Annotated in this window: 19 protein-coding genes and 1 tRNA gene; 7 read left to right on the plus strand and 13 right to left on the minus strand. The window is 36.5% G+C overall.

The window, feature by feature from the left end:
* Nucleotides 1-34: 34 nt before the first annotated feature.
* The 7 genes from DSM03_RS01265 (at nt 35) to DSM03_RS01295 (ending at nt 4476) form a co-directional block, all read left to right on the plus strand.
* Nucleotides 35-1009 carry an asparaginase gene (locus DSM03_RS01265; RefSeq protein ID WP_236643936.1) on the plus strand — a complete coding sequence of 325 codons (975 nt, stop codon included), beginning with the start codon at nt 35-37 and terminating at the stop codon, nt 1007-1009.
* A gap of 94 nt (nt 1010-1103) precedes the next feature.
* Nucleotides 1104-1191: transfer RNA gene (locus tag DSM03_RS01270), tRNA-Ser, on the plus strand.
* A 74-nt stretch (nt 1192-1265) separates the two neighbouring features.
* The gene (locus DSM03_RS01275) at nt 1266-2060 is read left to right on the plus strand and encodes a MotA/TolQ/ExbB proton channel family protein (protein WP_128761565.1); all 795 of its coding nucleotides are present in this window, start codon (nt 1266-1268) and stop codon (nt 2058-2060) included.
* Nucleotides 2061-2088: 28 nt separating this feature from the next.
* The gene (locus DSM03_RS01280) at nt 2089-2529 is read left to right on the plus strand and encodes a hypothetical protein (RefSeq protein ID WP_128761566.1); all 441 of its coding nucleotides are present in this window, start codon (nt 2089-2091) and stop codon (nt 2527-2529) included.
* Nucleotides 2530-2545: 16 nt separating this feature from the next.
* Nucleotides 2546-3151, plus strand: coding sequence for an ExbD/TolR family protein (locus DSM03_RS01285; protein WP_128761567.1), 606 nt, complete (start codon nt 2546-2548; stop codon nt 3149-3151).
* A 21-nt stretch (nt 3152-3172) separates the two neighbouring features.
* The gene (locus DSM03_RS01290; protein ID WP_128761568.1) at nt 3173-3652 is read left to right on the plus strand and encodes an ExbD/TolR family protein; all 480 of its coding nucleotides are present in this window, start codon (nt 3173-3175) and stop codon (nt 3650-3652) included.
* Nucleotides 3653-3804: 152 nt separating this feature from the next.
* On the plus strand, nt 3805-4476 hold the full coding sequence (locus DSM03_RS01295; protein ID WP_236638849.1) for a porin family protein: 672 nt from the start codon (nt 3805-3807) through the stop codon (nt 4474-4476).
* Here DSM03_RS01295 and DSM03_RS01300 read toward each other — a convergent pair.
* From DSM03_RS01300 to rpsB, 13 genes are all read right to left on the minus strand, one after another.
* A complete protein-coding gene (locus tag DSM03_RS01300) occupies nt 4464-5072 on the minus strand; it encodes a hypothetical protein (protein WP_128761570.1) in 609 nt (202 codons plus the stop codon). The genes DSM03_RS01295 and DSM03_RS01300 overlap by 13 nt on opposite strands.
* Nucleotides 5072-6526 carry an RNA polymerase factor sigma-54 gene (gene rpoN, locus DSM03_RS01305; RefSeq protein ID WP_128761571.1) on the minus strand — a complete coding sequence of 485 codons (1455 nt, stop codon included), beginning with the start codon at nt 6524-6526 and terminating at the stop codon, nt 5072-5074. The genes DSM03_RS01300 and rpoN overlap by 1 nt, the downstream gene beginning before the upstream one ends.
* A 113-nt stretch (nt 6527-6639) precedes the next feature.
* Nucleotides 6640-7275 (minus strand): response regulator transcription factor, encoded by a 636-nt coding sequence (locus tag DSM03_RS01310; RefSeq protein WP_128761572.1) that lies wholly within the window; start codon nt 7273-7275, stop codon nt 6640-6642.
* 5 nt (nt 7276-7280) lie between these two features.
* A complete protein-coding gene (locus DSM03_RS01315; RefSeq protein WP_128761573.1) occupies nt 7281-8039 on the minus strand; it encodes a sensor histidine kinase in 759 nt (252 codons plus the stop codon).
* Nucleotides 8040-8042: 3 nt separating this feature from the next.
* On the minus strand, nt 8043-8777 hold the full coding sequence (locus tag DSM03_RS01320; protein ID WP_128761574.1) for a hypothetical protein: 735 nt from the start codon (nt 8775-8777) through the stop codon (nt 8043-8045).
* Nucleotides 8778-8789: 12 nt separating this feature from the next.
* Nucleotides 8790-9434, minus strand: coding sequence for a hypothetical protein (locus DSM03_RS01325; protein ID WP_128761575.1), 645 nt, complete (start codon nt 9432-9434; stop codon nt 8790-8792).
* Nucleotides 9435-9707: 273 nt separating this feature from the next.
* Nucleotides 9708-11147: an asparagine--tRNA ligase gene (asnS, locus tag DSM03_RS01330; protein ID WP_128761576.1), complete on the minus strand. Its 1440-nt coding sequence runs from the start codon at nt 11145-11147 to the stop codon at nt 9708-9710.
* Between the two features lie 122 nt (nt 11148-11269).
* Nucleotides 11270-13675 (minus strand): efflux RND transporter permease subunit, encoded by a 2406-nt coding sequence (locus tag DSM03_RS01335; RefSeq protein WP_128761577.1) that lies wholly within the window; start codon nt 13673-13675, stop codon nt 11270-11272.
* Between the two features lie 134 nt (nt 13676-13809).
* A complete protein-coding gene (locus DSM03_RS01340) occupies nt 13810-15957 on the minus strand; it encodes a DUF5686 family protein (protein WP_128761578.1) in 2148 nt (715 codons plus the stop codon).
* A gap of 81 nt (nt 15958-16038) precedes the next feature.
* Nucleotides 16039-16602, minus strand: a complete 564-nt coding sequence (gene frr / locus DSM03_RS01345) for a ribosome recycling factor (protein WP_128761579.1) — start codon at nt 16600-16602, stop codon at nt 16039-16041.
* Between the two features lie 140 nt (nt 16603-16742).
* Nucleotides 16743-17450 carry a UMP kinase gene (gene pyrH / locus DSM03_RS01350; protein WP_128761580.1) on the minus strand — a complete coding sequence of 236 codons (708 nt, stop codon included), beginning with the start codon at nt 17448-17450 and terminating at the stop codon, nt 16743-16745.
* A gap of 123 nt (nt 17451-17573) precedes the next feature.
* Nucleotides 17574-18539, minus strand: coding sequence for a translation elongation factor Ts (gene tsf / locus DSM03_RS01355; RefSeq protein WP_128761581.1), 966 nt, complete (start codon nt 18537-18539; stop codon nt 17574-17576).
* A gap of 96 nt (nt 18540-18635) precedes the next feature.
* A complete protein-coding gene (gene rpsB / locus DSM03_RS01360; protein ID WP_128761582.1) occupies nt 18636-19427 on the minus strand; it encodes a 30S ribosomal protein S2 in 792 nt (263 codons plus the stop codon).
* Between the last annotated feature and the right edge of the window lie 98 nt (nt 19428-19525).

A 19525-nucleotide genomic window follows, 5' to 3' on the forward strand; every position in this document is an offset into this window, starting at 1 on the left:
AATCCTACTGATTTATACCGGCGGAACCATCGGTATGATTAAAGATTTTGAAACCGGGGCCCTAAAGGCTTTCGATTTTAAAGATTTGCTAGAAAAAATACCTGAGCTTCGCTTACTTGAATGTGAGATTGAAACGACAAGTTTTGATAATCCTATAGATAGCTCTAATATGAACCCAGATCTTTGGGTGGACTTATGCAACATCATAGAGTCTAATTATGATCGTTGTGATGGTTTTGTTATTTTACACGGTAGCGACACAATGAGCTACACCGCTTCTGCATTAAGCTTTATGTTAGAAAACCTATCTAAACCTGTTATTTTCACAGGTTCACAATTACCTATAGGTGATTTACGTACAGATGCTAAAGAAAATTTAATCACAGCAATACAAATAGCAGCCTTACGCAAACGCAATCGTCCCTATATAACTGAGGTTGGTTTATATTTTGAATACAAACTTTATCGCGGCAATCGCAGTTCTAAAATTAGCGCAGAACATTTTGAAGCTTTTAAATCGCCCAATTATCCGCCACTGGCAACCTCTGGCGTATACCTAACTATTGAAGATGAAAAACTGCTACCTTATAAACGAAAAAAACTAATTGTACACCGCGATCTAAAAACAAACATCATGGTGGTTCATTTATATCCTGGTATCAGCCAGAAGATGCTAACTTCTATATTAAATAATCACGAATTTAGCGGTGTTATTTTATTAACGTTTGGTTCAGGAAACAGCACAACATCCCCTTGGTTTATTGAATTATTAAAAAAAAATATACAAAAAGGAGTACCGGTTGTTAACATAACACAGTGTACCTGGGGCAGCGTTCAAATGGGTAATTATGAGACAAGTACAGGTCTCAAAAACCTGGGTGTGATCTCAGGAAAAGACCTAACAATTGAAGCAGCAATTACAAAAATGATGTATCTAAACAGTCAAAATTTGTCTCCGAAGGTCTTTAAGACTATATTTGAAACATCGCTAAGAGGTGAAATGAGTTAATGCGAAGAATCACATCAACCCAGCAAACCTTTTGGAAATCGATATTTTTTTTGTTAATTGGCAATCATTCTAAAGAATGTATTCGGCCTTAAAAAGAGAGGTGGCCGAGTGGTCGAAGGCGCACGCCTGGAAAGTGTGTATACGTCAAAAGCGTATCGAGGGTTCGAATCCCTTCCTCTCTGCTATTTTTTAATATTTGAATAATTAATTTTATATCTTTATCCCTTTACTAACTAAATTTTTAAGATCAAAAGCAATGAAAAGAGTATTTTCTATTCTAGTAATCACAGCTGTAATCGCGTTAGGCAATCTTACGGCTCAAGCAAATACTGCACCTTTAATGACTGCTAACACAGTTATTGCAGCAGCAGTTCAAGATGAAGCAGCAGACGAGGCAGTAGCCGACACTGATGATGAGTCTTTATCTTTCACTCAAGAGTTAAAAAAGCGTTTTATAGAAGGTGGTCCTGGATTTATGGGTATCGTTCTTTTATGTCTAATTTTAGGTCTTGCTATTGCAATTGAGCGTATTATTTACTTAAACCTTGCAACTACAAACTCAGCAAAATTAGCTCAAGATGTAGAAGATGCACTTAATAGTGGTGGTATAGAAGCTGCCAAAGAAGTATGTCGTAACACAAGAGGTCCAGTAGCATCTATTTACTATCAGGGGCTTGACCGTGTTGACGAAGGTGTTGACGCTGCAGAAAAAGCTGTTGTAGCTTACGGTGGTGTTCAGATGGGTCTTCTTGAGAAAAACGTTTCTTGGGTATCTCTGTTTATCGCTCTTGCACCGATGCTTGGTTTCATGGGTACGGTAATTGGTATGATTCAGGCGTTTGATAAAATTGAAGCTGCGGGTGACATGCAACCTTCTCTTGTCGCTGGTGGTATTAAAGTAGCACTTTTGACAACTGTATTTGGTCTTATCGTTGCGATTATACTTCAAATTTTCTATAACTACATTGTTGCTAAAATTGATAGCATTGTAAATGATATGGAAGATGCTTCTATCACTTTGATAGATATGCTTGTTCGTTACAAGAAGTAATAATCCCTCTTTAAATACATAGTATATTATGTTACATAAAATATTAAAAATTGTTGCACTCATTCTGTCTGTTCTTGGAGCCATCTGGCTTGTAAGAATCATCATGGCAGGTGATACAGCAATCACAGATTCAGCAGATTTACAAGACGGTCTTGTAACACCATTTATCTATATTGCTTATCTAACTATAGCTATAGCAATAGTTTTTGTACTGGTATTCGTTCTGAAAAATTTATTCAGCAGCGGCTCTTCCTTAAAAAGTACACTTATTGGATTGGGTGCGTTTCTAGCCGTTGTAGTAATTTCGTATGTTTTGGCTTCTGGAGAAGAAGTGCAATTGCGTGATGGAGATGTACTATCTGCAAGCGCTTCAAGATGGGTAGAAGCTGGTATATATGCTTTCTACATTCTTGCAATAGTTGCCATTGGTGCAATGGTATTCTCAGGCGTGAAGAAATTAGCTAAATAACTATAAAGAAGTAATTATGGCAAAAAGATCAGCACCAGAAGTTAATGCAGGTTCGATGGCAGACATTGCCTTCTTACTACTCATTTTCTTTCTGGTTACCACAACAATTGAGACAGATAGCGGTATCAGCCGTAAATTACCCCCGGAACAAGAGGAAAATCAACCTCCACCACCGGTTATTAAAGAACGTAATTTATTTACAGTTATCGTAAACAGTAACGATGAATTACTTGTAGAAGACAAGGTAATGGAGCTTAAGGATTTAAGAGCTGCAGCGGTAGCATTCTTAGACAATGGAGCTGAAGATTGCTCGTATTGTCAGGGAGCTAAAGATCCTAGCTCCTCAGTAAATCCTACAAAAGCTATTATTTCATTAGTAAATAATCGCGGTACTTCCTACAAACGTTATATTGCAGTACAAAATGAACTTGTTGCTGCTTATAATGAATTGAGAGACCGTGTAGCTACTAGTCAATATGGCGAGTCTTTTACAAGTTTAGAAGCTCGTTATAATGATCCTCGTACAACACAGGAGAACAAGGATAAGCTTAAGCCTAAGATTGAAGCAATACAGGAATTATATCCTGAAAAGCTTTCTGAAGCTGAGCCTAAGAAAAGTTAAGAACCTATAACATTAAAATTTATGTCTAAGTTTAATAAGAAAAAAAGTGGTGATTTGCCAGCTATTTCTACGGCATCACTTCCGGATATTGTTTTCATGTTACTGTTCTTCTTTATGGTTGCAACAACAATGCGTGAAACAACCTTGATGGTAAAAAATAATTTGCCTACAGCAAACCAAGTTGAAAAACTCGACAAAAAAGACCTTATTATGTATATCTACGCTGGGGAACCTGTAGATCGCTATCAAGGTACTTATGGGACTTCTGCAAAAATTCAATTAAATGATAAATTTGCAGATGTTGGAGAGATTCAAGATTTTATTTATCAAGAACGTGCTAGTAAGAGAGAGGAGTTAGTACCCTTTCTTACTACAGCTCTTAAAGTAGACGGAGATAGTAAAATGGGCCTTATTTCTGATATTAAGCAGGAATTGAGAAAAGCAAATGCACTTAAGATTAACTATGTTACCAAATCTGGTGATGCAGTTAAGATGAACTGATACTCTTTTGCAAGAGTTGATTCACATCTCTTAAAATTTATATTTAAAACGTTCTGTATCTTCAGGACGTTTTTTTTATTTCTTTAATATCTCAGAACACCAAAATACTTATGCGTTTAAAATCACCATTTAAGTTGATTATTTTTTTACTTATGAGCTTTTCAGTATTGGCTCAAGATAGCATTGTACAAGTTATTGATACCGCTGAAGTTTATAAGAAATACAGAGAAGATCAATTCTACCTTGGAGTTACATTCAACCTGCTTACTAATAAGCCTAAAGAAATGGAGCAGAATGGCTTTAGTGGTGGAATTCACTTTGGTTTCATACGCGATATGCCGATCAATAAACAAAGAAACCTTTCTATAGGCATGGGCGGAGGTCTTTCTATGAACACCTACAATCAAAATTTATTCGTTGGAGAGACAACTTCAGAAGAGAGTATTTTTGATATTATAGATTCTTCTACTGATTATGATAAAAATTGGCTTTCAACTTATATAGTAGAGGTACCCATACAATTACGCTGGCGCACTTCTACAGCTACTAATTATAAATTTTGGAGAATATATACAGGACTACAATTAGGATACGTCTACGCTTATAAATTTCACTTTGAAGAAACAGGTAATCAAGTTACACAAACTGATGTCCCTGAATTTAATAAATATCGAATGGGCCTGACATTCTCTTTTGGCTACGATACCTTCAACTTTTATTTTTATTATAATCTAAATCCATTTTTTAATGGTGATGCACAACTAAATGGCAGCCCTATTGAAATAAACAGCTTGAAGTTAGGGCTAATGTTTTACATCTTATAAAGATAAAACACCAAAAATTGTGGTAAGCCTCCCACTACTATCCCCACAAATAGCTCTAGCATCGTATGTGCTTTTAATTGAATTCTGGAAGCTGCTGTAAAACCGATTGCCAAAATCAGCAAACTTATTACAATCAAATAGTTTGCATTATACACTAGACTCAACCCCATTACAAATAACAACACTCCACCAATACCGGTCATATGCAAACTAGTCTTAAAACCAAATAAAGCAAGCAAAAAAGCAGTAGCAGATGTAATCAATATTCCTAAAAAAAAGATATAAAGTTCCGGGAATTCATATCCATTGATAATGATACGTATAATAAGTAATGTAATACCAATTTGTATTAACAAAGGCAACCTGCGTTCTTTGACTTGCTTCAACTCTATGGAAGAAACTAGTTTCACACTTTCCAATAAAAAGTAAAATAGAATGGGAACTACAACGGTTAGAATACTTATCGCAAATAATTTTGCATACATAAAGGACTGTGGAACAAACTTAGGAGTTACTGAAAAATAAATCCCAACACCTAACATCGGCATCAAAAGTGGATGCATTAAATAAGAAAAGAACCGGAGAAAGTATTTCATTAAATTTCTTTACGTAAACGTGCCACCGGCACATCTAATTGCTCTCGGTATTTCGCAACAGTACGACGAGCTATAGGATAACCTTTTTCTTTTAAAATTTTAGCCAATTTATCATCAGTGAGTGGCTTGCGCTTGTTCTCTTCCTGAATTGTGATTTCAAGGATTTTTTTGATCTCTCGCGTAGAAACCTCTTCCCCCTGATCATTCGTCATACTCTCACTAAAAAATTCTTTTATCAACTTGGTTCCATATGGGGTATCTACATATTTACTATTAGCAACCCGTGATACTGTAGACACATCCATCTCGATCTCATCCGCTATATCCTTCAGGATCATTGGACGCAAATTACGCTCATCACCGGTTAAAAAATATTCTTGTTGATAATTCATTATAGAACTCATCGTTACAAAAAGTGTTTGCTGGCGTTGCTTTATAGCTTCTATAAACCATTTTGCAGCATCTAGTTTTTGCTTAATAAATAATACAGCATCTTTCTGAGATTTACTCTTTTGCTTGGCGTCTTTATATCCCTTTAGCATATTGGTATATTCTCTAGAAACATGCATCTCAGGAGCATTCCGACCATTTAAAGTCAACTCAAGTTCACCATCATTTATTGTTATCGTAAAATCTGGAATAACATGCTCAACAACTTTTGTATTTCCGGCGTAAGAGCCGCCTGGTTTTGGATTGAGATGTTCTATTTCTTCAATAGCATCTCGAAGCTGATCTTCAGTAATGTCAAATTTTGAAAGTAATTTTTGATAATGTTTCTTGCTAAAATGATCAAAAGCATCAGTCAGGATATCCTGAGCTAGAGCCACAGATTCAGTTTCTTCTTTACGTTTTAGCTGAATTAATAAACATTCTTCAAGACTACGCGCTCCCACTCCTGCTGGATCTAGATTTTGAACGATTTGCAATATCTTCTCTAGACTATCTTCCGTAGTATAAATATTCTGGGTAAAAGCCAGATCGTCCATCAAGTCAATAAGACTTCTTCTTAAATAACCACTTTCATCTACACTTCCTATTAAAAACTCTGCAATCTCCATCTGCTCATCATCCAGACGATAGGTATGCAACTGCCCCATCAAATGTTGCGTAAATGAAGTTCCTGATGCATAAGGAACCTGTCGCTCTTCATCATCAGAACTGTAGTTATTAGCATTTAAGCGGTAACTGGGAATTTCATCATCAGATAGATAGTCATCGACATTGATATCTGTCTCAATTTTTTCTGAATCATATTCCTCATCCCCACTGTTGTCAAACTCCTCAAAATCATCTTTCACTTCATCCTTTCCACTGTCTAAAGCAGGATTCTCTTCGAGCTCCTGTTTTACGCGCTGTTCAAAAGCCTGCGTAGGCAATTGTATAAGCTTCATCAGCTGTATCTGCTGAGGCGAAAGCTTTTGTGAAAGTTTAAAATTAAGTTGTTGTTTTAACATATAAGTTGTTGAATCTGTTCTTACAAAAATAAAAAAATGCACCTAGTAACGCATCAGAATGTTTTGTTAAGAAGCGCTTCTAAAATTAGTGCATCAAACAGATTAACGATGCACTATGGAGTGAAGATATTGTTTTTAATGGCATATATAACAAGACCCGTTCTATTTTTTAAACCGAGCTTTTGAAAAACAGACTCCCGATAGCCTTCTATAGTTTTTGGACTTAAGAACATTTTTTCAGCGATCTGCTTATAGGTCATTTCAGTACAAGCGTGTTTAATAAACTCAATCTCCCGGTCCTTTAAAACTACTTCCTCTTCGTACAAATTCTCCGTTTGCTTGACGATACGCTCTACGGTATTGGTATAATAAAAACCATAATTAATAACCTCAAGAAGGGCTTGTTCTAAAATAGACTTACGGGTATCTTTCAACAAGTAACCTTTAGCTCCAGAGCGAATCATCTGCATCACAACACCCTCTTCTTCTTCTACAGAAAGTGCCAAAACTTTAATATCAGGATAGTATTTAGAAAGATACTTTGTAGTTTCGACTCCACCCATAACGGGCATTTTCACATCCATCAAAACAACATCAGGTTTATCGCTGTTCGCTGTTTCGAGGTAGTTAATAAACTCTTTTCCGTTGACCGAAATATTGACTACTTCAAAATTGATAAACTGGCGTACTAAACCACCTATGGCTTCTGACAAAAGGGTATGATCGTCTACAAGAGCTACTTTATACATAGTATTTATTCTAATGGATAAATTAATTTCAATTGAGTTCCGGCACCGGGAATCGAACTGATCTTAGCATCGGCACCTATTAACTCAGCACGTTTATCAATATTGCTCAGGCCGATACCTTTCTCAAAGAGATTTTCTGAATCAAACCCTACACCATCATCCAGCGCTGTGATTTCTAAGGCATCTGCTTTAAATTGAACTTTCACTTCTAACTTAGAAGCTCTTGAATGCTTCATGGTATTGGCCATAAATTCCTGAACAATGCGAAACAATACAATCTCTACTTTTGAATCGATTGTAACAGCATCACCCAGCAATTCATAATCTGCAGAGAGATATTTCAACCGATTGAAACGATTTACCTCCTGCTCTAAAGAGTAAATAAGTGATTGCCCATTGATAGCTTCTGGATTGATAGATTTTGAAAGCGCACGAAGCTCATTTAAGCCCGTTCCTATTGTTTCTGCAACTTCTATCATTTCTTCCCCTCCTTCTATATTTTGTGCTTTTATTTTAGCTAAGGTGAGCAACTGACCAATATTATCGTGCAATTCCCAACTAATATTCCGCAATGTTTCTTCACGGATCTCAATTTGGGTTTCTGCAATGGCACGCTCGTAGCGCTTTTCGGTCTCGATTTGCTCGCGTAGCAAACTGTTTTTACGTTTCATAAATACCGAAAACAATACAAATACAATTACCGCTAGTAGAAACAATACCAGCAGAACCACTAAGATAAGTAACAATTGCGTACCCTGGTCCATAGATTAAATCGCAGTTATCTCTGGTCTTTTTGCTCTATATAAACCATATGCAAAAATGAGATACATAATGCAGGAGACACCAAAACCAACATTACGTATTAATTGAAAGAAGGCAACACTTGGATCTGCAGTATCAGTCACTTTTAGCCAACCTACAAAAGTTACAATAGAAATTGGAAGTTTTACAACCAAAGAAATCAATAAACCAAGACCTAGGTAAACCATTAAATTATCAGCTATTTTTGAAATCTTTGAGGATTCTACAACTTCAATCAAACTAAAGAGTATGATTACTAACAGACAAAAATCTCCAATCATTTTTGGAACAAACATATACTTTTCGATAAAGTTTGATGTAAATCCAAAATATACAAGACTTATAGTCCAAACCAAAAAAAAGATAATTACACACAATCTAAACCCTTTCTTCCGAAGGAAATTAAAATATATTAGGTAATACATTAAAACGTATAAAACATCACGAATATTGAAAAAAATACTTGTATTCTTACCCACACCAATAACATAGTAAGCTCCTGATAAGATTTCATTCAAAAAATTATAACCTAAAAAAAAGATGAACCAAATTAAAGCGGTCTTCTTGTATTTTTCCCAAAAAATTATCCCTAGAATTAATGGAATTACTTCACAAATAAGTAATAGTATACTTATTGGATTACCTGTAAAAACAGCTAGCCTTTTTCCCCAATCTGATAAGAAAATTATTAATAACAGCACTTAATGTGATTTTTAAAAATCGTTTCCATCCTGATATGGAGGAGGTATCAACCAAACATCATCTCCCGATTGGGATTGAATTGTTTCTCCTTCTTCAATACCTAGCTCACCCTGCTTTGGATTAAGAATGACACCTACCATTTCTGCTCGTTTTTTTCCATCTAGACCAGTAACAATCGCATAACTCACAGTATCTTTTTTTCCATTGGAAAGTGTAAACTCTGCAGCGGGATTTAAAAACAAAGTAGCTCTTCCTTTCTTATTTTTTTGAGGAAAACTATTATTATACTTCCCAAAATAAAAACGCATTTCAGCAATCTCAACATCAGCAGCTTTCGCCTCTTGCTCGATGTAAGCCATATATTCTTTCAATCTCTTATAAGATACAGTTACTGCGCGCGTAGCTTTTTTATATCGAGCATCGCCTTCTACAATCGTGTCTCCTTCCTCAGTAATATTCTCAGCAAGCTCTATAAGAGAAACCCTACTGTTGCCATAGTTTTTATACAAGGTATCTGCTGCGGCGACGGGTATAATATTTCCGGGAGCACTTAAAACCGGAGTTTCAGTTTCTTCACAGTCGCATTTATGTTTTTCACAAGAAGAGAATAAAAAGGTAGCAGTTAGGGAAACTGCTAAGAGCATAATTTTTTTCATAATTTAGAAATTTGTTAGTTGGGTGTAAAATAAACATCTTTTCTCTAGCAGGGAAAACAACCTTTAAAAAAGGGGATTTTCCCCCTAAATAAACTACCTCGCAGCAAGTCCACAAAGCATTCATTGAAAACAAATTTTAAATTTCGAAGCAAGCCTCGGGGGGAATTAAACCCTTTGGCGGTTCCAATTAAAATTTCAGCTAAATCTTTTCATTAAAAAAGGCTGCTTAGAATCGCAATCTAAACAGCCTTTAAGTACTTTAAAATATATTTTTTAAAATTCTGCATTTTGAGGAAAACGTGGGTAAGGTATCACGTCTCTAATGTTTGTCATCCCGGTAGCAAATAAAACCAAACGCTCAAAACCAAGACCAAAACCACTATGTACACAGCTTCCAAAACGGCGGGTATCTAAATACCACCACAATTCTTCTTCAGGAATATCTAGCGCAGCCATTTTTTCTTGCAATACTTCAAGACGCTCCTCCCGTTGAGAGCCACCTACAATCTCTCCAATTCCCGGGAAGAGAATATCCATAGCGCGTACGGTTTTACCATCTTCATTTAAGCGCATATAGAACGCTTTAATGTTTGCAGGATAGTCAAATAAAATCACAGGGCACTTAAAGTGCTTTTCTACCAAGAAACGCTCATGTTCACTTTGCAGATCTGCACCCCATTCTTCTATAGGATATTTGAATTTCTTCTTCTTATTAGGCTTAGAATTTTTAAGAATCTCTATCGCCTCTGTATAACTAACGCGCTTAAAGTTGTTCTCTAAAACAAACTTCAGTTTCTCACGTAGCGGCATAAGCGCACGTTCTGCTTCAGGCTTACTTTTATCTTCTTGAATGAGTCTGTTTTCTAAAAACTCCAGATCATCCTGACCGTTATCCATCACAAATTGTATTACGTATTTGATGAAATCTTCAGCCAGATCCATATTCATATCCAGATCGCAGAAAGCAACTTCCGGTTCGATCATCCAGAACTCTGCTAGATGACGGCTGGTATTTGAATTTTCAGCTCTGAAGGTTGGCCCAAAAGTATAAATCTGGCCAAGTCCCATAGCATAAGTCTCCCCTTCTAACTGACCAGAAACCGTCAAGTTAGTTTCCTTTCCGAAGAAATCTTTTTTATAATCTATATTTCCGTCTTCATCCTTTGGCGGATTTTTCATGTCTAAAGCCGTCACTTTAAACATCTCTCCTGCTCCTTCTGCATCACTACCCGTAACAATAGGCGTATTCACATAATAAAATCCTTCTTTCTGAAAATACTGATGCACTGCAAAACTTAATTGGGAGCGCAAACGCATTACTGCTCCAAACGTGTTTGTGCGCACACGTAGATGTGCTTGCTCGCGTAATTTTTCTAAAGTATGACGCTTAGGCTGTAAAATGGTTTTCTTTACTTCTTCAGGATCAGCATCACCCAGAACTTTAACAGCTTTAACTTCTACTTCAACAGCCTGACCACCACCCTGACTTTCTACAAGATTACCGATTACTGCAATTGCAGCGCCAACTGTAATACGATTTAAAAGCTCTGGATCTGTATTTTCAAAATCAACTACACATTGTAAATTATTTATCGTAGAACCATCATTTAATGCAATAAAGCGATTGGCTCTAAACGATCTCACCCAACCTTTAACGGTAAGTTCGTGCCCTTTGGGCTCCTCTTTTAAAATGTGTACAATTGTTTTTCTCATAATCTATATAATCAAAACGCTTAAAGCGTGTATTGAAATTTCAGTTTCTAATTTCTGATAAAGGGCAAAGATAAATTTTTAGCAGTGTTCTTCACAAAGCTTAAAGCCCGAATAACACTTAATTAATTGTCTAATTTCTCAAGCTCATCATCATCGGCTTCATCCAGGATCTGAATGGCAGGCTTTTTAAAATCTTCTTTGTTAGCGATATTTTTTTCTAACGAAAGTAACAATGATGGCAACAATAATAAGTTAGAAAGCATCGCAAAAATAAGAGTTACCGAAACCAAGCCTCCAAGCGCAACGGTACCACCGAAGCTACTGATCATAAATACCGAAAACCCAAAGAACAACACGATCGAGGTATAAAACATACTCACACCGGCTTCTTTTACTGAAGCATAAACCGAACGCTTGATCTTCCAGCCACTACTGCGTAATTCCTGACGGTATTTTGCCAAGAAGTGAATCGTATCATCTACTGAAATACCAAAAGCTATACTAAACACCAAAATGGTTGAAGGTTTAATAGGTACACCTAAAAAGCCCATCAACCCTGCTGTGATTAATAACGGTAATAAATTAGGGATCAGAGAGACCAAGATCATTTTTACCGAACGGAACATAAAAGCCATAAAAACCGCAATCAATAAAATTGCCAGAGAAAGACTGATAATCAGGTTATTAATAAGATAGTTTGTTCCTTTCTGAAAGACTAGAGCTTTACCAGTAAGCGTCACATCAAATTTCTCTTTTGGGAAAAGAATATTTATTTTATTGTATAAATTATCCTCTACGATTTCCATACGATCTGTACCGATATCTTGCATAAATGTAGTCATACGAGCGTATTGCCCGGTAGAATCTACATAACTATCCAGCAAGCCGGCTTCGGTAGAAAAACTTTGCGCATACGGCAAAATGAAGTTACGTTCATTAGAAGTAGGTAATTGATAATACTGCGGATCTCCATTATAAAACGCCTGCTTCCCATACTTTACCAAATTCACAATAGAAAGTGGTTTTGACAACTCTGGAGTTTCAGAAATAGTAGTAGCCAACTCATCCATGCGTTTAAGCGTTGGCAGCTTCATGACACCTTTTGGTCGCTTAGTATCTATTAAAACTTCCAGGGGCATAATACCGTCAAATTCGGTTTCAAAGAATTTTATATCCCGGTAGAAACCGGTATTCTTTGGCATATCTTCAATTAGACTACCAGAAACCTTGATTTTATAAATACCTATCATACTTACGATAAGCAACACCACTGTACTGATGTAAATCGTGATACGGCGATCGCGCACCATATGTTCAATCCATTTTACAAAACCTTCAATCCAGGTTTTACCTAAATGCTTCAAGTGACGCTCTTTTGGCGGCGACATGTAACTGTAAATGATCGGGATAATTAATAAGCTCAATAAAAAAATCGCCAGTATGTTTATAGAAGCGACAATACCAAATTCTTTAAGCAATGAACTTTGCGTCAAAATAAACGTTGCAAAACCAGATGCAGTGGTAATATTTGTCATCAATGTTGCGTTACCAACTTTGGTAATTACCCGTTGTAAAGCCTTAATTTTATTACCGTGATTTTTATATTCTTGTTGGTATTTATTAATCAAAAAGATACAGTTAGGAATCCCGATCACAATAATTAATGGCGGAATTAATGCAGTTAACACAGTAATCTCGTAACCCAACAATCCTAAAAAGCCGAATGCCCACATAACCCCAATCACCACCGTGATCATAGAGATAAACGTAGCTCTGTAAGAACGGAAAAAGAAAAAGAAAATTAATGAAGTTACGATAAGCGCACCACCAACAAACCAGCCTATTTCACTGATTATAGTCGCACTGTTTAAAGTACGTATATACGGCATACCACTGGTATGAACTTTTATACCGGTTTCTGCCTCAAAATTTTCTATTAATGGTATTAAGTCATCTACGATAAAATCTTTCCGAGCTGCGGTATTTACAATATCCTTTTTGAGATACACCGCGCTACGTACGGTTCCGGTTTCCTTGTTATAAATAAGACCTTCATAAAACGGCAAATCTGTAAACAACTTTTTCTTCAGTGCATCTGCCTGAATCTTTGTATTTACATTTCCGGAAATAAAAGGCTTGAGGTCAAAACGTTTTGGATCTTCTTCCTTTTCTAAGAGTTTGAGATCTTTTAAAGAAACTGAAAGCGCAACAGCATCATAACTATTGATGCTATCAGAAAGAGCGTTCCATTTGTTAAGAATTTCCGGAGTAAAAAATGTAGAATCTTTAATACCAAAAACCACCAGATTTCCTTCTTCACCAAACTGGTTTAAAAACTTGTTGTATTCCAGATTAACCTCGTGATCGTCAGGTAGTAAATTGGCTTCTGTATAGGTAAAACGCATATATTTCCACTGCGTACCCAGAAATACCGTAAAACCGGCAACCAGAAAAAGTATAAAGAGTCTGTTGCGTAAAATGAGGCGTGCTACACCGTTCCAAAATCCGTAACCCAATAGCTTGGTCATCGTCCTAATTTAAGAGGCGCAAAGGTACTCATTTGTATGCGAAAAGTCTTTGCCTAATATCAAAAACAAAATTGACACTTCAGCTTTACTCACTTTAGAAATTTTATTCTGAAAAAATAACCTTAACTGAAACCCTACAGTTGCAGATTAAAAGTGAATTTAAACGCAATATTATCTGCGAAACTAGGCAAATGATAAGCTCCGTAGCGATAGGTGAGACTCGTACCAAAACCAAATAAAATTTTATTGATCTCAAAACCACTCTCCATAAAACCTTTGTTCATTTTTCCAAAAGTCACATCCTGATGCCTGTCAATATTTGAAATATCACCAATGGCATAACGCGAAATGAACACCATTTCAGGTTTAAATTTTTCACCTAAATTAAACGGTCTTAAGTGATGTTTAACTTGAAGTGTAGCAAGCTTATCTGAAAAGAATTCACCAAAATACATAGTTTCAAAACTATTTACACCTGCCACCGAAAACCGCTGCATAATGGTTTCTTTAGTAGGAGCATTAGGATACGCGTGAAACAAATGTGTAATCGGCACATCGCCAAAAGCCATTTTACCTTCAATCAGGAACTCGGTAGTAGATTTATTGAGACGTTCTACCTGATAATAAAATTTTGCACCTACACGGGTAAAATCAAAATCCCCGTTAAACAGTCCTGAAATTCCTTTTGAAATCTGCGCGGTAATTTTTGGGTAGCCATCGTAAATCTCTACCGTTCCTTTTTCCGAACGCATAAATTTACTTGACGGACTCCATCGAACTCCAAAAGTCGCTTCGGTGATATCATATTCACTATACGACTCATCACCTAGCACAAACCGGTAAGCTTCCGTTTGTAAGACATTCGTTTTTGCAAATTGAAATTCTGAAAGAATTTTAGGAGTGATCTGGTATTCTTGATTCAGTCTAAAGGTTTTGTAATCAAAAAACTGAGTGATATTTACCAGACGCGGTTCAAAAAGCGAGTAGACGCGACGGTCTGTCAAATAATTAAAACTTCCGGTTTCTTGTAAATCATCACTATAACTCAGGCTCAACCAGGCTCCGTGAGACTCATTTAGCAAAATACCACCACCAAAACCATATTTTAAAACCTTGTCTTTAAAACCATACGCGGTATAACCTTCAATCCTAAAATCTTTTGAAAAATCAGCATTCGTAACACCACCAAGACCAAGGCGTAAACCTTCATAATTATTATATTTTAAGGGATACGTCAAATCAAAATCGAAGAAGTCTACAGTATAATAACCTATTCCAAAATTATTGATCACCGCTAATCGACGTTCAATATTTTCGGTTTTTACAATATTATTCAGATAATCAAAACTGTTAAGATCGCGTTCGGTAAGTGCTTGATTACGGTACCGCGTCCAGAAATCTTCAGACTTTTGATCGGCGCCTTCCCTAACTTCAATAGCAAGATTGGGATGCTCCAGTTTCTCTCCTTCGGAAAGGTTAAAGTTTGCATTATAGGAAGTCAACAACAAATAGCGCCCCTCTATAGCTTCTTTAACTGGATTATTTTGTATTGTTCCCACCGAAACTTTTCCTCTGAAAAGTGAAAGGCGCTTGGAAGTCTCCCCTTTTTCAATATAAAGCTTACTGGTTCTAGGCATATAAACTGCAACGTCCGGGAGATATTCATAGTGTTGCTCAATACGTGCAACCAGCTCATCATTTATAGCAATATGCACTTTTTGAATCGCTAAGCTCTGAGCATCTAAATAAAGTATACCTTCTAAACCGGGTATGGTTTTAGGACGCTTAGGGTAAAAAGCAACAGCATAGCCTTTTCGATCTAACACCGTTGTATCTCCAATAAACTCGTAATCATAATTTTTCAAACCACGTGAAGAAAGTGGCCCGGCATAACGATAATTGAAAATCACAAAATCTTCATCATAAAAAGACCGCGATTGTAAAGTGATGCCTAAAACCTCATAACGCGGCTCTTTAAAGCCGGCCATATTAAAACCTAACACTTCTTCTTTAAATCCGTGATACGTATTGAAATTATTCTTCGAGACTTTTTCTGTAAAAAAAGAATGTGCATTGTTTTCCCGCTCTAGCGAATCGGTGATGATTGTTTTCTCGTATGTAGTGTAGCTAAAATGATCTAGCGCCTTTTGCGGGTTATTCTGATCTGCACGATTGATGGCGAGTTGCATCAAGGAGTCTACATCGATGCTTTTTTGCTGCGCTATCGCAGTATTTTGCATCAAAAAAAGCAAAAACAAACAGAAAACAAATGGTTTAGTCATTAGTACAAAAGGACTTAAGTATCTAAAAATACTATAAAAAAAGCGACCCATGGGTCGCTCTTGGCATGAGTTTAACGTGAATTAAACGGTAAGTATTTCTTTTTCTTTAACTGCAAGAATATCATCTATTTTCTTGATGTGTGCATCAGTTAAATCTTGAATGTCTACTTCTGCATTCCGACATAAATCTTCCGCAAGACCGTCTTTTTCTAACTTCTTAATTTCGTTGTTTGCATTCTTACGATCGTTACGCACACCTACTTTTGCATCTTCTGCTTCTGCTTTAGCTTGCTTAACCAAATCCTTACGACGTTCTTCTGTAAGTGGCGGAACGTTAATGATAACGCTCTCTCCATTATTCATAGGATTAAAACCAAGATTAGCATTCATAATAGCCTTCTCGATCTCCTGAATCATCGCTTTTTCCCAAGGCTGAATAGAAATGGTTCTACCATCTGGAGTATTTACATTCGCTACTTGAGCTAATGGTGTTAAACTTCCGTAATAATCAACCATCACACTTCCTAGCATAGCAGGACTCGCTTTACCGGCACGTATGTTTGCAAATTGTTTTTTAAGATGGGTAAGTGCATTTTGCATTGCCTCTTCTGTCCCGTCTAATATAAATTGAATGTCTTCGTTCATAGCTGTATTAAATTCTAAGATTTCTGGAAATCAGTCAAAAATAGTAAATTCTCTTTGGGAAAGCTCAGTAGAAATTAAATTGAAACAATTTTTAATTTCCTAAAAAAGCCTCTGAGCCATTAAGTCCAATAATCGTTAATTTATAAATTTACCGTAGTACCAATATTTTCACCCTCAACAACCTTAAGTAAATTCCCCTGCTTGTTCATATCAAAAACAATAATAGGCAATTCATTCTCCTGGCTCAGTGTAAAAGCGGTTGTATCCATTACTTTCAAACCTTTCTGAAGCACATCTTCAAAACTGATGAAATCAAACTTTACCGCTTTGCTGTCTTTTTCTGGATCACTGGTATAAATACCATCAACACGAGTTCCTTTTAGAATAACATCTGCATGAATTTCTATAGCGCGCAATACCGCAGCAGAATCTGTAGTGAAATATGGATTACCAGTACCACCACCAAAAATCACCACACGTCCTTTTTCAAGGTGCCTGATTGCTCTTCTACGGATAAAGGGCTCTGCAACTTCGTTGATCTTGACAGCGCTCTGTAATCTGGTTTGAATTCCCGCCTCCTCTAATGCACTTTGTAATGCCAAACCGTTAATAACCGTTGCCAACATCCCCATATGATCACCCTGAACGCGATCCATACCACGGCTGGCTCCCGCAACACCTCTAAAAATGTTACCACCACCAATTACTATGGCAACTTCTACACCTTTATCTAAAACTTCTTTTATTTCTTCTGCATATTCTGCGAGCCTATCGGGATCAATACCATACTGGCGTTTACCCATTAATGCCTCTCCTGATAATTTAAGTAGAATACGTTTGTATTGCATGGTGTAGAAAAATTTTTGACAAATATAAGCTTAAATGGCATTTAAGGAAAAGAAAGAAATACAACAATAAAAAAGGCTGCCAATTGGCAGCCTTTTTTCTATTCTAAAAATAGAATTATAAGATTAAGCTAGGCTTACTCTTTTAAATCCTACAACTTCAAAATCACCTTTACTAGCAACATATTTTGCAACGTTGGTGCTTTCGTCCATAATAAATACTTGATCTAATAATGCTTTCTCATTATCAAGAGTGGTATTATCTGCAACAAAACGCTCTAGTTTACCAGGAACAATACGATCCCATATTTTTTCAGGCTTTCCTTCGGCTTTTAATTCTTCTTTGATAGCTGCTTCTGCCTTAGTCATAACTTCTGGAGTTAACTGAGACATAGAGATAAATTGAGGCACATTCTTTTGAGTTTTACCTAAACGACCTAACTCAATATTCTCTTTTTCTATAGCTGCAATACGTGCTTCAGTTTCTGAAGCTACGAATTCAGGGTCAAAATCTTTGTAAGACAATGTAGTCGCACCCATTGAAGCAACCTGCATAGAAACAGCTTTAGCAACTTCTTCTGAAGCATCTTCTGCTTTAGATAAACCAGTTAATGCACCAATTTTGTTACCGTGAACATAAGCGCCTACAAATGCAGCTTCTAATACTTCAAAACCACCTATTTCTAACTTCTCACCAATAACACCAGTTTGCTCGATCAATTTTTCTTCTACAGTCATCCCTTTAAAGTCTGCTGCTAAGAACGCTTCTTTAGCATCAAAGTTGATCGCGATATCACCAAGTTCATTTGCTAACTCTACGTAAGAATCGTTTTTAGCAACGAAATCGGTCTCACAGTTCAATGAAAACACAACACCTCTGGTGTTAGCATCATTAATTTTTGCAACTACAACTCCTTCGCTTGAATCGCGGTCTGCTCTTTTTTCAGCAACTTTTTGTCCTTTTTTACGAAGAACAGCGATTGCTTCATCAAAATCACCATCAGCTTCTACAAGTGCATTTTTACAATCCATCATACCAGCACCGGTAGCCTTTCTAAGTTTATTTACTTCTGCGGCTGTTATTTTTGCCATTTTAAATACGTTTTATGAGTTAAAAGAAAAGTCGTTTAGTTTAGTGCAAAATTGCAGTATACTAAACGACTTTAATAATTATCAAATTGTTAAATACTATTCTTCTTCGTCGTTAGCTACAGCTTTTTTAGCTTTTGCCTTTGCAGGCTTAGCAGCTTTGTCAGCTTTTTTAGCGTCTCCAGACTTTTCTTTCCCAGCTTTACGCTCAGAAAGACCTCCTACGATAGCATTAGCAACGTTAGAAATGATTTTCTCAATAGATTTAGAAGCATCATCATTAGATGGGATAGCATAATCAACCTGACGTGGATCAGAGTTGGTATCAACCATCGCAAAGATTGGAATGTTTAATTTTTGAGCTTCTTTAATCGCAATGTGTTCACGCTTAATATCAACTACAAACAAAGCTCCTGGTAGACGTGTCATATCTTCGATAGAACCTAAGTTCTTCTCTAATTTGTCACGCATACGGTTCATTTGTAATTGCTCTTTTTTAGACAAGCTATCAAAGCGACCGTCTTGTTTCATACGATCTACAGTTTGCATTTTCTTAACCGCCTTACGTATAGTTACAAAGTTAGTCAACATACCTCCAGGCCATCTTTCTGTGATGTAAGGCATTTTTGCACGACCTGCGTGATCTGCAACTATTTCTTTAGCTTGTTTTTTGGTAGCTACAAAAAGTATTTTTCTACCTGAAGCTGCAATTTTAGCTAGAGCTTCTGAAGCTTCGCTTAATTTAGCAGCAGTTTTGTATAGATTGATGATGTGAATACCATTACGCTCCATATAGATATATGGTGCCATGTTTGGATCCCATCTTCTGGTAAGGTGACCAAAGTGTACACCTGCATCCAGTAAATCCTTTACATTTTCTGTTTTTGCCATTTTTAAATTTAGTTTACGTTCCCGTTCTAGTAGCAATATGCAAGTGGTCTTCTAATGAATCGCCAAGCACATTTAGATGCTAAACTAATTTCCCAACG

It is taken from the genome of Leeuwenhoekiella aestuarii (assembly GCF_004104055.1).
In the GTDB taxonomy this organism is placed as follows: domain Bacteria; phylum Bacteroidota; class Bacteroidia; order Flavobacteriales; family Flavobacteriaceae; genus Leeuwenhoekiella; species Leeuwenhoekiella aestuarii.

Excerpts from the sequence above, each read along its gene's own strand:
- pyrH (WP_128761580.1), bottom strand. The coding sequence starts at position 17,450 with ATGCAATACAAACGTATTCTACTTAAATTATCAGGAGAGGCATTAATG.
- DSM03_RS01340 (WP_128761578.1), bottom strand. The coding sequence starts at position 15,957 with ATGACTAAACCATTTGTTTTCTGTTTGTTTTTGCTTTTTTTGATGCAA.
- asnS (WP_128761576.1), bottom strand. The coding sequence starts at position 11,147 with ATGAGAAAAACAATTGTACACATTTTAAAAGAGGAGCCCAAAGGGCAC.
- DSM03_RS01290 (WP_128761568.1), top strand. The coding sequence starts at position 3,173 with ATGTCTAAGTTTAATAAGAAAAAAAGTGGTGATTTGCCAGCTATTTCT.
- DSM03_RS01335 (WP_128761577.1), bottom strand. The coding sequence starts at position 13,675 with ATGACCAAGCTATTGGGTTACGGATTTTGGAACGGTGTAGCACGCCTC.
- rpoN (WP_128761571.1), bottom strand. The coding sequence starts at position 6,526 with ATGTTAAAACAACAACTTAATTTTAAACTTTCACAAAAGCTTTCGCCT.
- DSM03_RS01300 (WP_128761570.1), bottom strand. The coding sequence starts at position 5,072 with ATGAAATACTTTCTCCGGTTCTTTTCTTATTTAATGCATCCACTTTTG.
- DSM03_RS01280 (WP_128761566.1), top strand. The coding sequence starts at position 2,089 with ATGTTACATAAAATATTAAAAATTGTTGCACTCATTCTGTCTGTTCTT.
- DSM03_RS01275 (WP_128761565.1), top strand. The coding sequence starts at position 1,266 with ATGAAAAGAGTATTTTCTATTCTAGTAATCACAGCTGTAATCGCGTTA.
- DSM03_RS01310 (WP_128761572.1), bottom strand. The coding sequence starts at position 7,275 with ATGTATAAAGTAGCTCTTGTAGACGATCATACCCTTTTGTCAGAAGCC.
- frr (WP_128761579.1), bottom strand. The coding sequence starts at position 16,602 with ATGAACGAAGACATTCAATTTATATTAGACGGGACAGAAGAGGCAATG.
- DSM03_RS01315 (WP_128761573.1), bottom strand. The coding sequence starts at position 8,039 with ATGGACCAGGGTACGCAATTGTTACTTATCTTAGTGGTTCTGCTGGTA.
- DSM03_RS01295 (WP_236638849.1), top strand. The coding sequence starts at position 3,805 with ATGAGCTTTTCAGTATTGGCTCAAGATAGCATTGTACAAGTTATTGAT.
- DSM03_RS01285 (WP_128761567.1), top strand. The coding sequence starts at position 2,546 with ATGGCAAAAAGATCAGCACCAGAAGTTAATGCAGGTTCGATGGCAGAC.
- rpsB (WP_128761582.1), bottom strand. The coding sequence starts at position 19,427 with ATGGCAAAAACAGAAAATGTAAAGGATTTACTGGATGCAGGTGTACAC.
- tsf (WP_128761581.1), bottom strand. The coding sequence starts at position 18,539 with ATGGCAAAAATAACAGCCGCAGAAGTAAATAAACTTAGAAAGGCTACC.
- DSM03_RS01325 (WP_128761575.1), bottom strand. The coding sequence starts at position 9,434 with ATGAAAAAAATTATGCTCTTAGCAGTTTCCCTAACTGCTACCTTTTTA.
- DSM03_RS01265 (WP_236643936.1), top strand. The coding sequence starts at position 35 with ATGATTAAAGATTTTGAAACCGGGGCCCTAAAGGCTTTCGATTTTAAA.